Annotated in this window: 15 protein-coding genes; 11 read left to right on the forward strand and 4 right to left on the reverse strand. The window is 62.4% G+C overall.

The genetic code is table 11. The features are described 5' to 3' along the window. The first annotated feature begins 168 nt into the window (after positions 1-168). Both BDK88_RS03670 and BDK88_RS03675 read left to right on the forward strand, forming a co-directional pair. The gene (locus tag BDK88_RS03670) at positions 169-825 is read left to right on the forward strand and encodes an HAD family hydrolase (RefSeq protein WP_130499208.1); all 657 of its coding nucleotides are present in this window, start codon (positions 169-171) and stop codon (positions 823-825) included. A gap of 77 nt (positions 826-902) precedes the next feature. Beyond that, the gene (locus BDK88_RS03675) at positions 903-1,709 is read left to right on the forward strand and encodes an alpha/beta fold hydrolase (protein ID WP_130499209.1); all 807 of its coding nucleotides are present in this window, start codon (positions 903-905) and stop codon (positions 1,707-1,709) included. 119 nt (positions 1,710-1,828) lie between these two features. Here the strand turns inward: BDK88_RS03675 and BDK88_RS03680 are convergent, their stop codons facing one another. From BDK88_RS03680 to BDK88_RS03690, 3 genes are all read right to left on the reverse strand, one after another. Continuing rightward, positions 1,829-4,183 (reverse strand): DEAD/DEAH box helicase, encoded by a 2,355-nt coding sequence (locus BDK88_RS03680; RefSeq protein WP_130499210.1) that lies wholly within the window; start codon positions 4,181-4,183, stop codon positions 1,829-1,831. Positions 4,184-4,236: 53 nt separating this feature from the next. Beyond that, positions 4,237-4,836, reverse strand: a complete 600-nt coding sequence (locus BDK88_RS03685) for a hypothetical protein (protein ID WP_130499211.1) — start codon at positions 4,834-4,836, stop codon at positions 4,237-4,239. Positions 4,837-4,911: 75 nt separating this feature from the next. After that, positions 4,912-5,427 (reverse strand): PH domain-containing protein, encoded by a 516-nt coding sequence (locus BDK88_RS03690; protein WP_130499212.1) that lies wholly within the window; start codon positions 5,425-5,427, stop codon positions 4,912-4,914. Positions 5,428-5,636: 209 nt separating this feature from the next. Here BDK88_RS03690 and lipA point away from each other — a divergent pair, with 209 nt between their 5' ends. The 4 genes from lipA (at position 5,637) to BDK88_RS03710 (ending at position 10,493) form a co-directional block, all read left to right on the forward strand. Beyond that, complete coding sequence (lipA, locus tag BDK88_RS03695; protein WP_130499213.1) at positions 5,637-6,602, forward strand: lipoyl synthase; 966 nt, start codon at positions 5,637-5,639, stop codon at positions 6,600-6,602. A 223-nt stretch (positions 6,603-6,825) separates the two neighbouring features. Further along, on the forward strand, positions 6,826-7,932 hold the full coding sequence (gene pdhA, locus BDK88_RS03700; protein WP_130499214.1) for a pyruvate dehydrogenase (acetyl-transferring) E1 component subunit alpha: 1,107 nt from the start codon (positions 6,826-6,828) through the stop codon (positions 7,930-7,932). A 4-nt stretch (positions 7,933-7,936) separates the two neighbouring features. Beyond that, positions 7,937-8,932 (forward strand): alpha-ketoacid dehydrogenase subunit beta, encoded by a 996-nt coding sequence (locus BDK88_RS03705; RefSeq protein ID WP_130499215.1) that lies wholly within the window; start codon positions 7,937-7,939, stop codon positions 8,930-8,932. Position 8,933: 1 nt separating this feature from the next. Further along, positions 8,934-10,493, forward strand: a complete 1,560-nt coding sequence (locus BDK88_RS03710; protein ID WP_130499216.1) for a 2-oxo acid dehydrogenase subunit E2 — start codon at positions 8,934-8,936, stop codon at positions 10,491-10,493. 37 nt (positions 10,494-10,530) lie between these two features. On the opposite strand, the gene BDK88_RS03715 is transcribed toward BDK88_RS03710, so the two are convergent. Further along, positions 10,531-11,784 (reverse strand): hypothetical protein, encoded by a 1,254-nt coding sequence (locus BDK88_RS03715; RefSeq protein WP_130499217.1) that lies wholly within the window; start codon positions 11,782-11,784, stop codon positions 10,531-10,533. A gap of 399 nt (positions 11,785-12,183) precedes the next feature. On the opposite strand from BDK88_RS03715, the gene BDK88_RS03720 reads away from it, so the two are divergent. From BDK88_RS03720 to BDK88_RS03740, 5 genes are all read left to right on the forward strand, one after another. After that, on the forward strand, positions 12,184-13,905 hold the full coding sequence (locus BDK88_RS03720; protein ID WP_130499218.1) for a phage tail sheath family protein: 1,722 nt from the start codon (positions 12,184-12,186) through the stop codon (positions 13,903-13,905). A 53-nt stretch (positions 13,906-13,958) separates the two neighbouring features. Continuing rightward, positions 13,959-14,417: a phage tail protein gene (locus BDK88_RS03725; RefSeq protein WP_092931988.1), complete on the forward strand. Its 459-nt coding sequence runs from the start codon at positions 13,959-13,961 to the stop codon at positions 14,415-14,417. Positions 14,418-14,574: 157 nt separating this feature from the next. Continuing rightward, positions 14,575-15,135, forward strand: coding sequence for a hypothetical protein (locus tag BDK88_RS03730; protein ID WP_130499219.1), 561 nt, complete (start codon positions 14,575-14,577; stop codon positions 15,133-15,135). After that, positions 15,132-15,395, forward strand: coding sequence for a DUF6760 family protein (locus BDK88_RS03735; protein ID WP_242611619.1), 264 nt, complete (start codon positions 15,132-15,134; stop codon positions 15,393-15,395). The genes BDK88_RS03730 and BDK88_RS03735 overlap by 4 nt, the downstream gene beginning before the upstream one ends. Positions 15,396-15,446: 51 nt before the next feature. Further along, the gene (locus BDK88_RS03740; protein WP_130499220.1) at positions 15,447-15,902 is read left to right on the forward strand and encodes a phage tail protein; all 456 of its coding nucleotides are present in this window, start codon (positions 15,447-15,449) and stop codon (positions 15,900-15,902) included. The last annotated feature ends 6 nt before the right edge of the window (positions 15,903-15,908 follow it).

Consider the following 15,908-nt stretch of genomic DNA (forward strand, 5'->3'; position numbering starts at 1 on the left):
GAAGCGCGCGTCGTCGCAGTACGAACACGCGTCCCTCGAGCACCACCCTCACAGAATCGCAGCCTTCGCGTCGGCGTGATTCCCGTCCGGGCACCGAGGCACGTGGCCGTCGCCCCCACTGCTGCGTGCCAAACGGCTATACGGGCCGATCGACTATCCCCGGCGTACATGACCGCTGTGTTGTTCGATATGGACGGCGTCGTCGTCAACAGCGAAGATTTCTGGGTCGATTTCCAGCGCGAAGAGATCCTACCGGCGACAGTCCCTGACACGGACGTCTCCGTCACCGAGACGAGTGGCATGAACTTTCGCGAGATCTACGACTACCTCGAGGCCGAGTACGGGACCGCCATCTCCCGCGAGGAGTTCATCCAGCGATTCAACGCGGCCGCTGAGGAGATCTACACCGAGCGCGCTGCTCTCCTCGATGGCTTCCACGACCTCCTCGACGAGCTGGATGCTCGCGACGTGCCGACGGCGCTCGTCTCGTCATCACCCCACGACTGGATCGGCATGGTCCTCGAGCAATTTGATCTCGAGGACTCGTTCGATCGCGTCATCAGCGCCGACGATATCGACGCCGCGAGCAAGCCCGAACCGGACGTCTTCGAGTACGCGGCTGGCGAGCTCGGCGTTCCCGCCGCCGACTGCGTCGCCGTCGAGGACTCGGCAAACGGAATTACGGCAGCCGCTCGAGCGGACATGACCGTCGTCGCCTACCGGATCGAGGCCCACGGCGACATCGATCGCTCGGCTGCGGACGTGATCGTCGATTCGCCCGCGGCGCTTCGCGAGCGGGTGCTCGAGGTGACGGTACAGCAATAAAAGGGCATCATCGAAGTTATTTTACTGGTTACATAAGCTAGAAAGGATTCATTACATATTCTCCCGTCTGCTGGTTTATGTCAACCTGCCAATTGAATGGGGCGGAACTGTGGTACGAGGAACGCGGTGAGGGAACACCGATTCTGTTCCTGCATGGAATGATGGCGGGAAGTCGGTTTTTCATCAAGCAACTGAACTCCCTCGAGGGGAACTATCGACCGATGGCTCTGGATTTCCGTGGACACGGTCGTTCAGCCAACCCGGAGGCAGGGCACCTTCTACCGCAGTATGCTCGGGACCTGGAGGCCTTTCTGGAGGTGCAATCGCTTGACGATATCATCATCGTAGGACACTCGATGGGGGCCTCCGTTGCCTGGGATTTCGTCAAGCAGTTCGGGACGGACCAACTCGGAGGTCTTGTGGTCGTCGATCAACCGGCGGCCGAGTTCGCTTGGGAAGACAACGAACATGCGGATACCGATCTCGACGGACTCAAACAACTCATGGAGATGGCTCAAACCGATCATGAGAGCCTCAACGAACTTGCCAGTGAGGCAATATTCAAAGAGCCGTCGTCACTCTCAGAAGAGATCCGACGGCTCGTTTACGACGAGTTTTCCCGGTGTCCGCCACCGGTCAAAAGCGCGATTATTTTCGATCAAATCATGCGAGACTATCGAAGCGTCTTGAAAGAATTAGATCTGGACACGCTCGTCTGCGCCGGTGCTGACGAATCGTATATGCCTATCGCACCCATCGAAAACGTGGCCGGCTTGATACCGAACGCGGAGTTCACACTGTTCGAAGAAAGCGGTCACTGTCCGATGATAGAAGAGCCTGATCAGTTCGATCGTGAACTAACGGAATTTATTGAATCGCTCTGAACCGGTCGTTCCGATTCAGCAGTCCCTATGATCGAGACACCCTCTGTACCCACCGTTCGTCATATCGCTACACCAGGGGTAGGCGAGTGCTTCTATGACACCGCCGCGGGGAATCGTCGTTACTGGACTTCGACTGTCCGGGTCGCCTCGAGCGGCACCAGCGGTTCCTCGGGGAAGGCGACGCTGACGGTAAACTCGAGAACGTCGGCGTCGGCACCGAAGACGCCCACCGGCACGGTTTCTGCGTCGCGCAGGTAGGTGTTCGCGCTCGTCATTTCGACTCCATTGACCGTCACGCGGATGCCGGCACGGGCGGGCTCGCCGACGTTGCGGACCGTGACCTCGCAGACCTCGTTTTCGCCGGTCGCGATGGCGTCGGGGAACTGCCCCCACTCGAGGTCGACCGCGGGCAGCGACTGAGCACCCTCGTAGACGCCCTCGGCGACGCCCTCTGTGAGGCCGGCGTCGACGAGGCCCGCGACGCTCGCGTCGACGACATCGCCGGGAGTCGACAGCCCCTCTGTCGCTAACTTGCTCGCACGACCCGGGCCGACGCCATCGATAGCAGTGAGTCCGACCGCGTCCTCGGCGACGCCGTTCTCGATGCGAGCCTCGACTCGACGCGCGAGGTTGGCGGCATGGGGGCCGACGAACCGATCGAGGAACGCCTCGAGCGCCGAGACGAGCCGCGTGGCGTTTTGTCGGATGACCCAGGCGTCGCTGCGCAGTTCCGCGGGCGTCGAGCCGCTTGCCGCGCCGCGGAGAATCGCGAGCACCTTGCGTTCGCCCGCCTCGAGATCGTCCGTCTCCTGACCGACCAACACTGCGTTGATCGCATCGCGTTCGTCCTGACGGGCCGAGACGGAGTCGAACTCCTCGGCGGTCGCAATCGTCTCGAGGACATCACTGGTCGTCAACTCACCCCCGTCATCGACACGGTCACACAGCGCCGCAAAGCGGGCCGCCGTATCGAGTCGGAGATAGTACTTCGAGGTCAACACGCCCCGGGGTGTCGCCTCGATCGAAAGGTCCTCGCCGGTCTCGACGAAGCCACGGTCGACCAGCCCCTCGAGACAGTCCCGGACACGCTGGCGCAGATTCGGGAAGTCGTAGTCGTCGGGCTTGGACTGCCCGCGGACGTAGTAGAAGGTCGTCTCGAGCCAGTCCATTACGTCCTCGAGATCGGTGATCGTGCCCATCGCGATCTCGGCGTTGAGGTGGGTCGCCAGACTCTCCGCGAGCCGGGACTCGATCTCCTTGCCGTCACGCAGGAGGCGGCGGTACTTGTCCGCCTCCGCCGTATCACAGACGACCCAGCCGTAGCCGATATCATCGTAGCCCGGCCGACCCGCGCGCCCGAGCATCTGGAGCACGTCAAGGGGGCTCATGTCGATCTCGCCCTCGAGGGGGTCGTGCAGTTTCGTATCGCGAATCACGACACAGCGGGCCGGCAGGTTCACCCCCCAGGCCAGCGTCGACGTCGAAAAGAGGAGTTCGACGTGACCCGCCTTGAACCACTCCTCGACGAGGTCGCGGTCGTTCTTCGAGAGGCCGGCGTGGTGGAAGGCCACACCGTCTAAGACTGAGTTTCTCAGGGTTTCGTTCTCGAGAGCCTTCGATTCGGTATGAAAGTCGTAGTCGCCGCGTGCACCCATCGGAATGTCGCGTTCGGCGATCTCGTCTCTGGCCTTCTTGGCGGCCTGGACGGTGTCCTGACGGGAGGAGACGAACACGAGCGACTGCCCGTCCTCCCGGAGATGTGGCTCCGCGAGATCGAGCGCGCGATACAGCCGGCGGTACTTGTCCGCAAAGGAGTTCTCGCCGTGCGTGTAGGTCTTGACACCGGCGTTGAGGTCGACGGGGCGATACTCCTCGCCGAACTCGAAGGTACACTCCTCGGGCGCGTCGAGCCACGCCGCGACATCGCCGACATTGGGCATCGTCGCCGAGAGCGCAACGATACGGGGCCCACAGAGCCGGCGCAGCCGCGAGATCGTTACCTCGAGCACGGAGCCCCGACGATCCGCGTCCAGCAGATGAACCTCGTCGATCACGCAGACGTCGATGTCGGTGACGAAGTCGTACCGCCGGGAGTCGTGTTTCCGGGTCGCCGAGTCGAGCTTTTCGGGGGTCATCACGAGGATGTCAGCCCGGCGCGCGCGGCGAGGATTTAGGTCGCGCTCGCCGGTGACGACGTACACCGAGTAATCCAGTTCCTCGAACCGGTCCCAGTCGTCTTCCTTCTCGTTCGTCAGCGCTCGCATCGGCGCGATAAACAGCGCGGTACCGCCGTCGGCGAGTGCCTTACAGATCGCCAGCTCCGCGAGTGCCGTCTTTCCCGAGGCGGTCGGCGCGCTCGCGACCACGTTCTCGTCGGACTCGAGCAATGCGGGCAGGGCCTCACGTTGCATCCGGTTGAACTCCTCGAACGCGAACGCATCGGCGAACTCCGGGAGAACCTCGGCGACCTCCATCACACAGAAACGAGGTGTGACAGGTCAAAGGCGTTTCCTTCGAGTCGCGTTCCCTACCGCGTGCCGACGGCAGCGGCGATCGCGGCTCCGGCAGTCGCGAACACCAATGGGTACAAGACGCCGCCGAGGACGATCGCTGGCAGGAGCGCCGGTGCGATCGAACTGCTCGCTTCGATGCCGAGCGCGGACGTTTCAGTGGTCGATTCAGTGACGACGGCTCCGAGGCCCATGACGACAGCATAGCCGATCGCTACCGGCGCGCCGGCGACGACGGCATCGCCGAGATCGGTCACGTTCCACCGCAGGGCCAGCACCGCACCGGCTGCGAGCAACACGAGCGGCGGCACCACGTACAGCAAGGTCGCGCTCGCGGCGTCCGATTGTGCGATGAGATCGAGAGTACTCATCCCGGCAAACGAGCCGATTTGACCGCTGACCTCGATATCGACCAGGTGCGCCTCGTAGAAGAACCAGGCGACGGCTTTCCACTCGGCGACGGTGTCGCCGGCAGCCTCACGGACCTGACTGGCGACCAGTAGATACGTCAGGAGATAGCCGATCGTGGCGGCGAAGACACCGACCCCCGCACTCGCTGCGACGCTCGAGCGACGCGAGACCGTGGGCTCTTCGGAAGGGACTGATTGGGGGGACATCGTACCGGTTCTCGAAGCCGAGTCAGCTAATGGGTCTTGTGGTTTCTCGAGCGACCGGTTCCGACCGCGTGCCGATCAGAGCGCCGATTCGTCGGTCGCGACGGCCTCGAGTTGGTCACTAAGCCGGCTGCTGGCTACCTCCGGGTTTGGGACGCGTTCGAAGGTCAGCTCTGGATCGCCGGAGCCGGCAGTGTAGACCGTCAGGTCGCCGTATCCCAGCAGGCGACCGAGCCCGCTCTGACTGAGACTGGTGTTCTGGACGCGCTCGAGGCGAAACTGGGTGACGTCTCTCGAGACGACCCCGCGTTTCGTGTAGAGTTCCGCGGAGGTGATGACGTAGCGGGTGTTCGTCCAGACGAGATAGCGGCCGAACACGACGGCCACGCCGACGACGAGTAGGCCGAACCCGAGAAGCATCAGAGGGCTAGGGCCGTCGATCACGCTCCAGCCCGCGACGAGCAGGCCCGCAAGCGCGAGTCCAATCCCGACTGGCAGTCTGGCCCCCATCGTAATCGGATGGGGCCGGCTCTCCCAGACGATGTCCTCGTCCTCGCTGATGTGAAACCAGTCGGGTGTCGAGCCGAAGACCATCCGTTCCGGATAGTCCGTTGTCGCCCGTAAAGCTGTCGGGAGAATGGGCCGCTTACCGGCTCTTTCCCCTCATTAAGCGGATTTGGGACACCATACAGAGCGATCCGCTCGCCGGCTGGCAGCCGCCATACTGATACCTGTCAGATACCGGGTGACGAACCGGACCTGTGACCGACATGGTTTTTCACCACGCGGTCCCATGACACACTATGAGCCGCGCGCGAAAACCTGACTGGCTGAAGAGCCGCCCGCCGTCGGGACGGGAGTTCGCCGGCATCCGGGAGACGCTGCGGGACCACGGGCTTCACACTGTCTGCGAAGAGGCCAACTGTCCGAACCTCGGTGAGTGCTGGTCCGGACGCTCCAAGGCCGACAGTCAGGACCGCGGTGGCACGGCGACGTTCATGCTGATGGGTGATCGCTGCTCTCGAGCCTGTAACTTCTGTGACGTTCAGACGGGCGGGATGGAGCCACTCGACCCCGACGAGCCCGAAAACGTCGCGAGCGCCATTGCCGAGATCGGCCTCGATTATGTCGTGCTCACGAGCGTCGACCGCGACGACCTCCCCGATCAGGGCGCGGGCCACTTCGCGGAGACGATCCGCGAGATCAAAGCCCGCCATCCGGGTATCTTAGTCGAGGTACTGATCCCCGATTTCCAGGGCGAAGAACATCTCGTCCGAAAGATTATCGACGCCGAACCGGACGTGATCGCCCACAACGTCGAAACCGTCGAACGGCTCCAGTTCCCCGTTCGCGACCGGCGTGCGGGCTACGAACAGAGTCTGAGCGTGCTCGAGTGCGTCGAGCGCGAATCGGACATTTATACCAAGACCTCGATCATGCTCGGCCACGGCGAGTACGACCATGAGGTCTACCAGACCTTAGCGGACCTGCGCGAGCGTGGCGTCGACATCGTCACGCTCGGGCAGTATCTGCGACCCTCGCGAAACCACCTCGAGGTCCAGCGCTACGACCACCCGGACAAGTACGAGACGTGGCGTCGCGTCGCCGAAGAGGAACTGGGCTTTCTCTACTGTGCAAGCGGCCCGATGGTGCGGTCGTCGTACAAAGCGGGCGAGCTGTTCGTCGATGCGGTTCTGCGCGAGGGCAAGAGCGTCGCGGAAGCGAGAGCTGATGCACGCCAGACACACCCACAGCAGACCGAGACCTGAGTGGCGATCGGACGCTGTTTTGTCCAGTCTCGGTCCGTCCTGTGCCCGCAGTTCGACAATTGGCAATAAATAGCCACTTTCGTCCAGTTCCGTTCAGGATCGCCCGGATGAGTGTGATAATTCTGTGAGCCGCTGGCAAGAATCCCTCTGATAGTAAACTATTTTGGGAAACTCCTTTACCCTGAGCGGTCGTGTGCTAGGGTATGTATAGGTGGGTTCTCCCGTGAGTACGATACAGCGCGATCCCCGCGAGCGAGTCCAGATACTCGACGATGCGGGCCGGGTCCGAGAGGGTGCCGACGTCCCCGACCTCACCGAGGACGAACTCGTCGAGATGTACGAGCAGATGCGGCTCGTGCGCCGCTTCGACGAGCGGGCCGTCAGCCTCCAGCGTCAGGGACGGATGGGGACGTATCCGCCGCTGTCCGGTCAGGAAGGCGCACAGGTCGCCAGTGCTCACGCCTTAGACACCGAGGACTGGGTCTTCCCCAGCTACCGCGAACACGGCGTCGGCCTCGTTCGTGGGCTCTCTCTCGAGCGAACGCTGCTCTATTGGATGGGCCACGAGCGGGGGAACTACATGCCCGAGGACGTCAACATCTTCTCGGTCGCAGTCCCCATCGCCACCCAGATCCCCCACGCGACAGGGGCGTCCTGGGCGTCGAAACTCGACGGCGAGGAGAAAGCCTTCATCTGTTATTTCGGCGACGGGGCCACCTCGGAAGGTGACTTCCACGAGGGGTTGAACTTCGCCGGCGTCTTCGATACGCCAACCGTCTTCTTCTGTAACAACAACCAGTGGGCTATCTCGGTCCCCCGCGAGCGCCAGACGGCAAGCGCAACCTTAGCGCAGAAAGCCACCGCCTACGGCTTCGACGGCGTCCAGGTCGACGGGATGGATCCACTGGCAGTATACAAGGTTACCCGCGAGGCCGTCGAGAAGGCGAAAAATCCCGACGAGGACGAGCCCCGACCGACGCTCATCGAGGCCGTTCAGTACCGCTTTGGCGCTCACACCACCGCCGACGATCCGTCGGTCTACCGGAACGACGAGGAAGTCGAACGCTGGAAACAGAAAGATCCCATCCCGCGCCTCGAGACGTACCTGCGATCGAATGGGATGCTCGACGACGAGCAGGTCGACGCGATCGAAACCCGGATCGAAGACGACGTCGCGGACGCGATCGACGCGGCCGAATCGTTCGAACGACCCGAGCCCGAGGAGATCTTCGCACACGTCTACGAGGGAATGCCTCGGCGACTGCAACGGCAACTCGAGTACTTCGAATCGATCCGCGAGCAACACGGCGACGACGCGCTCCTGGAGTGACACGATGGCCACACAATCACAAACTGAGAACCTCACGCTGGTCGAGGCGGTCCGGGATGGACTGCACACGGAGATGGAACGCGACGACGACGTCATCGTCATGGGCGAAGACGTCGGCGAGAACGGCGGCGTCTTCCGCGCGACCGACGGCCTCTACGAGGCGTTCGGCGAGAACCGGGTGATCGATACGCCGCTTGCGGAATCGGGGATCGTCGGCACGGCGATCGGAATGGCAGCCTACGGCAAGCGGCCAGTTCCTGAGATCCAGTTCATGGGATTCATCTACCCTGCATTTGATCAAATCGTCTCGCACGCGGCGCGCCTGCGGACGCGCTCGCGCGGCCGATATACGTGTCCGATGGTCATCCGCGCTCCCTACGGCGGCGGTATCCGCGCACCCGAGCACCACTCAGAGTCGACCGAGGCGATGTTCGTCCACCAGCCCGGGCTCAAGGTCGTTATCCCCTCGACCCCCGCCGACACCAAGGGACTGCTGACCAGCGCCATCCGAAGTCCAGATCCGGTGATATTCCTCGAACCGAAGCTCATCTACCGGGCCTTCCGCGAGGAGGTTCCCGACGAATCGTACGAGGTGCCACTCGGCGAGGCCGCAGTCCGCCGCGAGGGATCCGATATTTCGGTCTACACGTGGGGCGCGATGACTCGGCCGACGCTCGAGGCAGCCGAGAATCTCGCCGATGAGGGAATCGACGCGGAAGTCATCGACCTGCGGACGCTCTCGCCGTTAGACGAGGAGACGATCGTCGACTCGTTCAAAAAGACCGGCCGCGCCGCGGTCGTCCACGAGGCACCCAAGACCGGTGGGTTGGGTGCCGAGATCACCGCGACCCTCCAAGAGGAAGCGCTACTCTACCAGGAAGCGCCTGTCGAACGCATCACCGGCTTCGATACGCCGTTCCCGCTGTACGCACTCGAGGACTACTACCTGCCAGAGCCAGCGCGCATCGAGGACGGCATTCGGGACGCCGTGGGGTTCTGACATGGTCCGAGAGTTCGAACTTCCCGACGTTGGCGAAGGCGTCGCCGAGGGGGAGCTGGTCTCGTGGCTGGTCGATCCGGGTGACGAGGTCGCGGAGGATCAGCCGGTTGCGGAAGTCGAGACGGACAAGGCACTCGTGGAGGTGCCCGCGCCGGTCGACGGCACCGTCCGGGAGTTACACGCCGAAGAAGGGGAGGTCGTCCCGGTCGGAACCGTGATCATCTCGTTCGATGTCGCGGAGGACGGCGCGGCCGAACCGACCGAAACGGCCGCCGACACTGCCGAAAGCCCCGGCGCGACTGGAGCCGAGAGGGACGAGGGCGAGGCGTACGACGAACGGATCTTCGCACCGCCGCGCGTGCGTCGGCTGGCCCGCGAGGCAGGACTCGATCTCTCGAGCATCCAGGGAAGCGGTCCGGGCGGTCGGATTACGACGGCCGACGTACGGGCAACCGCCAGCGCCGCCGAGACGGGACAGGAGCGATCCCGCTCCCAAGAACCTGTAGCCGATACCGAACCCGCGACTGCTGATACGAGCGAGGGCGACACCGCGACGGCCGACGAGGCCGCGTCGACAGCACCCGATCGAGCCACAGCATCGGCGCGACTCGAGGCCGCCGATCGCGAGACGACCCTGGCAGCACCCGCGACCCGTCGGCTCGCCGAGGAGGAAGGCGTCGATATCGACGCCGTTCCGGCGACCGAAGAGCGCGACGGCGAGGCGTTCGTCACGCCCGAGGCGGTTCGGGAATACGCCGAGGCACAGCGGCAGGCACAAGAAGCGGATCGCGAGGCGGTCGAAGCGGGCGAACCGGTCGGAACGAAGGGAGCCGAATTTGAACCCGGCGAACGCGAACGCCGCGAACCGTTCCGCGGCGTTCGCAAGACGATCGCCGAGGCGATGGTCGAATCCAAATACAGCGCACCTCACGTCACCCACCACGACGAGGTCGACGTGACCGCACTCGTCGACGCACGCGAGGAACTCACTCCTCGCGCCGAGGACCGAGGCATCCGGCTGACTTACATGCCGTTTCTCATGAAAGCCGTCGTGGCGGCGCTGAAAGAACACCCCGAGATGAACGCCGTCATCGACGAGGACGCCGAAGAGATCGTCTACCGTGACTACTACAACATCGGCGTCGCGACCGCGACTGACGTCGGACTGATGGTGCCGGTCGTCGAGGACGCCGACCGGAAAGGACTCCTCCAACTGTCCTCGGAGCTGAACGAACTCGTCCAGAAGGCCCGCGACCGAACGATCAGCCCCGACGAGCTCCGCGGGTCAACGTTTACGATCACCAACGTCGGTGGCATCGGTGGCGAGTACGCCACGCCCATCATCAACTACCCCGAAGCAGGCATCCTCGCGATCGGCGAAATCAAGCGCAAGCCACGCGTCGTCACCGACGAAGACGGCGCGGAATCGATCGAACCCCGCTCGGTGCTAACGCTCTCGCTGTCGTTCGACCACCGGCTGATCGACGGTGCCGTCGGCGCTCAGTTTACAAACACCGTGATGGAGTACCTCGAGAACCCACACCTCCTCTTACTCGAGTGACTCGCGTGTCCGCCAGCGCAATACTGACGGTCTGTCGTCACTCGTCCGGAACGATATCCACGAGCACGTCGAGTGCGTCCGCGGCCTCGCAGACGCGATCCTGTGTTTCTGCCACGGCGAGAATCGAGCCGTCGTCCTCGAGCGCCTCCTGAAGGTCGGAGACCGATCTGAGATAGCGCTCGAGACTGGCTTCGGTCGTCGCTCCCTCGAGTCGGTCACCGAGTTCGATCAGTTGCTCGAGGACCTGCCGGACGTGACTGCGGTAGGCATCTTCGCTCTCAGACACCTGTCCGCTGGCTGTGCGAGCGACCGTCGCGATCTCACGAGCGAGTCGACTGGCGTCGCCCTCGCTCATCCGCCGTTCTAACCGCTCGGCGAGGGCGTCGAACACGCGCGCCCGCTCTGTGAGCGTCTTGCGCATGATATATCGGCTCAGCGTCGCCTGCTTTCGTGTGACACGCTCGAGTTCGGCCTCGAGGGCGTCGAGTCGGTCTGAAACCGCCGTGATATCGTCCGGGATGTCGGGCGGCTCCCGTTCGACCGGCGTTCGATGGGGGTTGTCGGTGTCCGTGATATGGTCGATGATCGTCCCAAAGAGCAGTTCGTGATCGTAGACGAACTCCCGAGGTGCCGACGCCTCCGAGTCCGTCCAGCCACCGTCGGGCGTCCGCTCGAACGAGCCGAGAAACACGCCCGTCTCCGAGTCGGACGGAATCGACGACCGGTACTGGTCGTGGTATCGCTCGAGGAAGCGCTGAGAGAACGATGCCGTGTCGACACCGTCCGTCTCGATGGCCGGGATCTCGACGGACAGCCGTTGCGTTCGGTCATCACTCGTCCCCTCTCGATACGTCAGTTCGAAGCTTTCGAGCGTCCGGTTCGCCGTCGATTCGTCGCCGATGGCATCGTCAGTGTTTGGAACCGGGACAGGTTCCAGTTCGATCTCGTCGTACCGAATGTAGAGTGAGAGTTCGTTTCCAGAGGGGTGGGGAAGCGACGCCGTCGTTACCTGATCAACGACGATCGGTCGGCCGTTTCCATCCAGCGCGATGCCGGGCTCGATCGTCACCTCGAGTCCGTCGTCGGTCTCGCTGATCGATTGCACCTCGAGTCCGTGGACGACACCACGTCCGGCCACGAACCGGGCAAGCGTGTGCAACCGCTCGGCGTGGTACTCCTGTTCTGCTTCCATATCGCGGGGAGTCATCAGTTTCCCGCTAAAGAAGCGGTTCTTCCGAAACTGAGAGAGACGACCTCGTTCTCCAGTACCGTGGCCCGTATCGCGATTCATGTCGATCAGGTAGCGTTTCGTGTGTATTTAATCATGGCGGAAGCATAGAAATGAGCGAGCGTTCATACTGAAATATATAGGACCGACGGTAGCCAACGGACTGTGGTCGGTCCGAGTGCCGAAAGCGAGAATCGCGGACGATGGATCGGTGTATCATACGGTCTGCTGTCGGCCAGTGGCGGTTCACCCTCTCTCGGTTCAGTTGTTACTGTAGTCGCATCCGATCACCCCTCTTCATTTCACTGCATTAGCCACAGCATTTTGTAAATGAAAACGTCCACGAAATGTCTGTAAATTACGGCATCAGGCATTATTTCCAACTATTTTAAAGAAGTAAGTTTTATATCCTATGTGTATGAATATAGTATCGCCACACCACTGATTGGAGGAGTGACACAAATGCCAGAATACCTCTCACCAGGCGTATACGTCGAAGAAGTCGACAGCGGCACCAAATCCGTCGAAGGTGTCAGCACCAGCACTGCCGGCTTCCTCGGTGAAACGGAGCGCGGTCCTGTCGAACCGACACTCGTAACGAGTTTTTCTGACTTCAAACGCACGTTCGGCTCGAGTCCACAGTCATCTGACCTCGACGTGGCTGTCGACGGGTTCTTCAAGAACGGCGGGAGTCGCTGCTACGTCGGGCGCGTCGCGGCCGCCGAGCCGACGGACGTCGCGACGACGACCCTCGTCGACGAGGACCGAAACGACGTCATCACCGTCAAAGCGATCGGACCGGGTGCATGGGGACGTTCGATCGCCGCGATCGTCGAGGACAGCGAGAACGACTATTTCACCCTCACGCTCCGATACTGGTCGTGTGATCTCGAGGCGGTCAGCAAACCTGCATCCGATCAGCCCGAGCCCGCGCCCGACATCGAAGAGGTCTACGAAGACATGTCGGCAGATCCCGAATCCAGCCAGTTCTACGAGAAACAGATCCCGGGATCGGTGCTCGTCGACCTCGAACAGCAAGCTGCGGGCTGCCCTGCAGAGGGGCTCTCCTGGCTGTCTCGGGACGTCCCCGAGGAGTACGCCGACGGTGGGCTAATCGAAGTCGGCGACGAGTCGGAGACTGCTGCCTACATCCCTGACGATCTCGAGGAACGAGCGTACACCGAGTTACAGGGGATCGCCAAACCGTTCGACATTGATGCATCCCAGTCTCAAGAGGAGTTGCAGGCTGCTCTCGAGGAGATCCGTGCCGGCGAAATGACGGTCGACGTCGACGTCGTCTCCGATCTCTCAGCGGTGCCCGAGACAGAAGCCGTGTCGCTGAGTGACTACGAAGGTATCGACAAGCCCGGGATGCGAACCGGTCTTGCGGCGTTCAGGGAACTCGACGACGTCTCACTCATGTGTGTCCCTGACGAAAACGAGATCGAGGGGCTGACTGAGGCGCTCGTCGCTCACTGTGAGAACATGGGTGAGCGGTTCGCGATCTTGCAGGCACCGCAGAACGCGGGTGCGATCTCGGAGCTCGAGACGCCGGTTGATTCCTCGTATGCGGCCTATTACTATCCGTGGGTCGAGGCGACGGATCCGCTGACCAACCGAAAGCGTCTCGTCCCGCCTGGCGGCCACATCGCCGGGATCTTCGCGCGAAGCGACGTCGAACACGGCGTCCACAAGGCACCCGCAAACGAAGTCGTTCGGGGCATCCTCGGCACACAACATACGATCACCAAGGGCGAACAAGACGTGCTGAATCCGAAGGGCGTCAACTGCATTCGGAGCTTCCAGGGTCGTGGCATCCGCCTCTGGGGTGCCCGAACAACGTCCAGCGATCCGTCCTGGAAATACGTGAACGTGCGGCGACTGTTCCTCTACATCGAGCAGTCGATCGACGAGGGGACCCAGTGGGCGGTCTTCGAGCCCAACGACGAGGACCTGTGGGCCCGCGTCCGCCAGTCCGCGGAGAACTTCCTGACGACGATCTGGCGAGACGGCGGGCTACAAGGTAGCACCGCCGACGAGGCGTTCTACGTCAAATGCGGCGAGGAAACGATGACGCAAGACGACATCGACAACGGCCGACTCATCGTCGAGATCGGCATTGCGCCCGTCAAACCGGCCGAGTTCGTCGTCTTCAGGATCAGTCAGGATACCAGCGACACATAGCGCTGCCCACCCATAGCTGACAGCTCCAAAACCAATACGCAACTACCACGACAATGCCAGATTCACACGGACCACTCAGACAAACCGAATTCAAGGTCGAACTCGACGGCGTCGGCGTCCCCGGATTCGTCGAGGTCGAACTGCCAGCGATGCGAACCCAACAGGTCGAATACCGCGAAGGTAACGACCCGTCACACAACCGAAAGCTCTGGGGAGACACCCAGTACGACGACCTCGTTCTCGTTCGCGGTGCAAACGAGAAAAACGAGGCGCTCTACAAGTGGCGAAAAGCCGTCGACCAAGGGAAGATGGACGACGGCGGCCGGAAGAACATCGCCGTGATCATCATGAACGAAGTCGGCGACTCGGTGCTTCGGTTCGAGTTCACGAAGGCGTGGATCAAAGAGTATCGACCACCGACGCTCAACGCCCACGGCGGGGGCGGGCAGGGTAACCTCGCGACCGAATCCTACGTCGTCACGTTCGACGAGATGGAGCGCAAGAACGTATGAGACGGCCAGCCAACCAGTCTCTGGATACGGTTGCCGTTCCGCCCACCCGAGTCGATTCGGACTGGCGAGTTGACGATGAGGGTGTAGTTCACACCGGTCGGTCAGCTCCGTTCGCCGGGCACGTCGTCGTCGCCTGTGACCGTCGGGGTGATCGATCATGACCGGCGGCACGCTCCAGACCGAGTTCGAATTCACCCTTCCGCAGGGGTACGTCGATGACGAGGGAACGCTCCACAAGGAGGGACGTATGCGCCTCGCGACGGCAGCCGACGAGATCGAGCCGCTCCAAACCCCTCGCGTCCAGTCGAACTCCTCGTATCTCACGCTCGTCTTGCTCTCGCGGGTCGTGACCGAACTCGGCGACCTCGAGACGATCGACGTCAGCGTCATCGAGGACCTGTTCGTCTCGGATCTCGAGTATCTCCAGGCGCTGTACGAGCGGATCAACAATCAGGGCGTAAACGCCGTCGAGACGGCCTGTCCCGAGTGTGGCGAGCGATTCGAGATCGACGCCGAAAGCGGTGCCCACCTCACGACGGACGGTGCAAGCAGTCCCATGGCTCAGGCTGGAAGGGACGCCGGCGCGACCGGTGTCGGTGGTGATCTCGGTGGAATCGGTGCGATCGACTCGTCCGGACTCGAGGCCACCGAGATGCAAGCGGCCAGCGTCGAATCGAACGACGGTGAGGAATCAACGCCGGGAAATCCAGTGGAATAATCCGGTTGTACGAACCGGATCGCCTCTACGAGGAGGTCGCGTTCGTGGCCTACCACTTCGGGTGGAGCCACGAGGCGGTGTTGAACATGCCCCACTGGGAACGCCAGCGCTGGTGTACGGAGATCAGCGAGATCAACGATCGAATGAACGAGACACCGTCGGACCGGGGCCATGGCCATCGTGGCGGTGGCGGTCGCGGCCGCAGACGTGACGACGCTGGCGGTGGGGTCGTCCTCCGTAACCCGCCGGAGTCCGGCTAACGACGAACCACGGTATCTGGGGTGCAGATACCACCGCGCAGTACCGAAGAGATGGCAACAGACACGCACGAAACCGATCCCTACGCACAGTATAATTTCGAGGTCGAGGTAGACGGCGAGGCGGTTGCCGGATTCGCCGAGGTCGCCGGGATAACGATGGAACTGGAAACCGTTCCGTACCGAGAGGGTGGCGTCAACGATCACGTCCATCAGTTACCTGGCCAGTTCGCACACGCGAACCTCGTCCTCCAACGCGGACTGACGAAAAACACGACCTTCTGGGAGTGGATCCAGACGGTCATGAGTGGGACGCTCACCAGAAAAAACATCGTCGTCACGGTGAAAGACGGCTTTCGCGGCGAGAGTCAATGGGGGTGGGAGTTCGCCGGTGCGTATCCGACGAAGTGGTCTGGGCCGGACCTCGTGAGTACCGACCGAGGGATGGCAATCGAGTCGATCGAGTTGGCCTACGAGCGCTTCTCGACGCTGTCAGGGATGCCGGGCTAGCGGTCA

It is taken from the genome of Natrinema hispanicum (assembly GCF_004217335.1).
Taxonomy (GTDB): Archaea; Halobacteriota; Halobacteria; order Halobacteriales; family Natrialbaceae; genus Natrinema; species Natrinema hispanicum.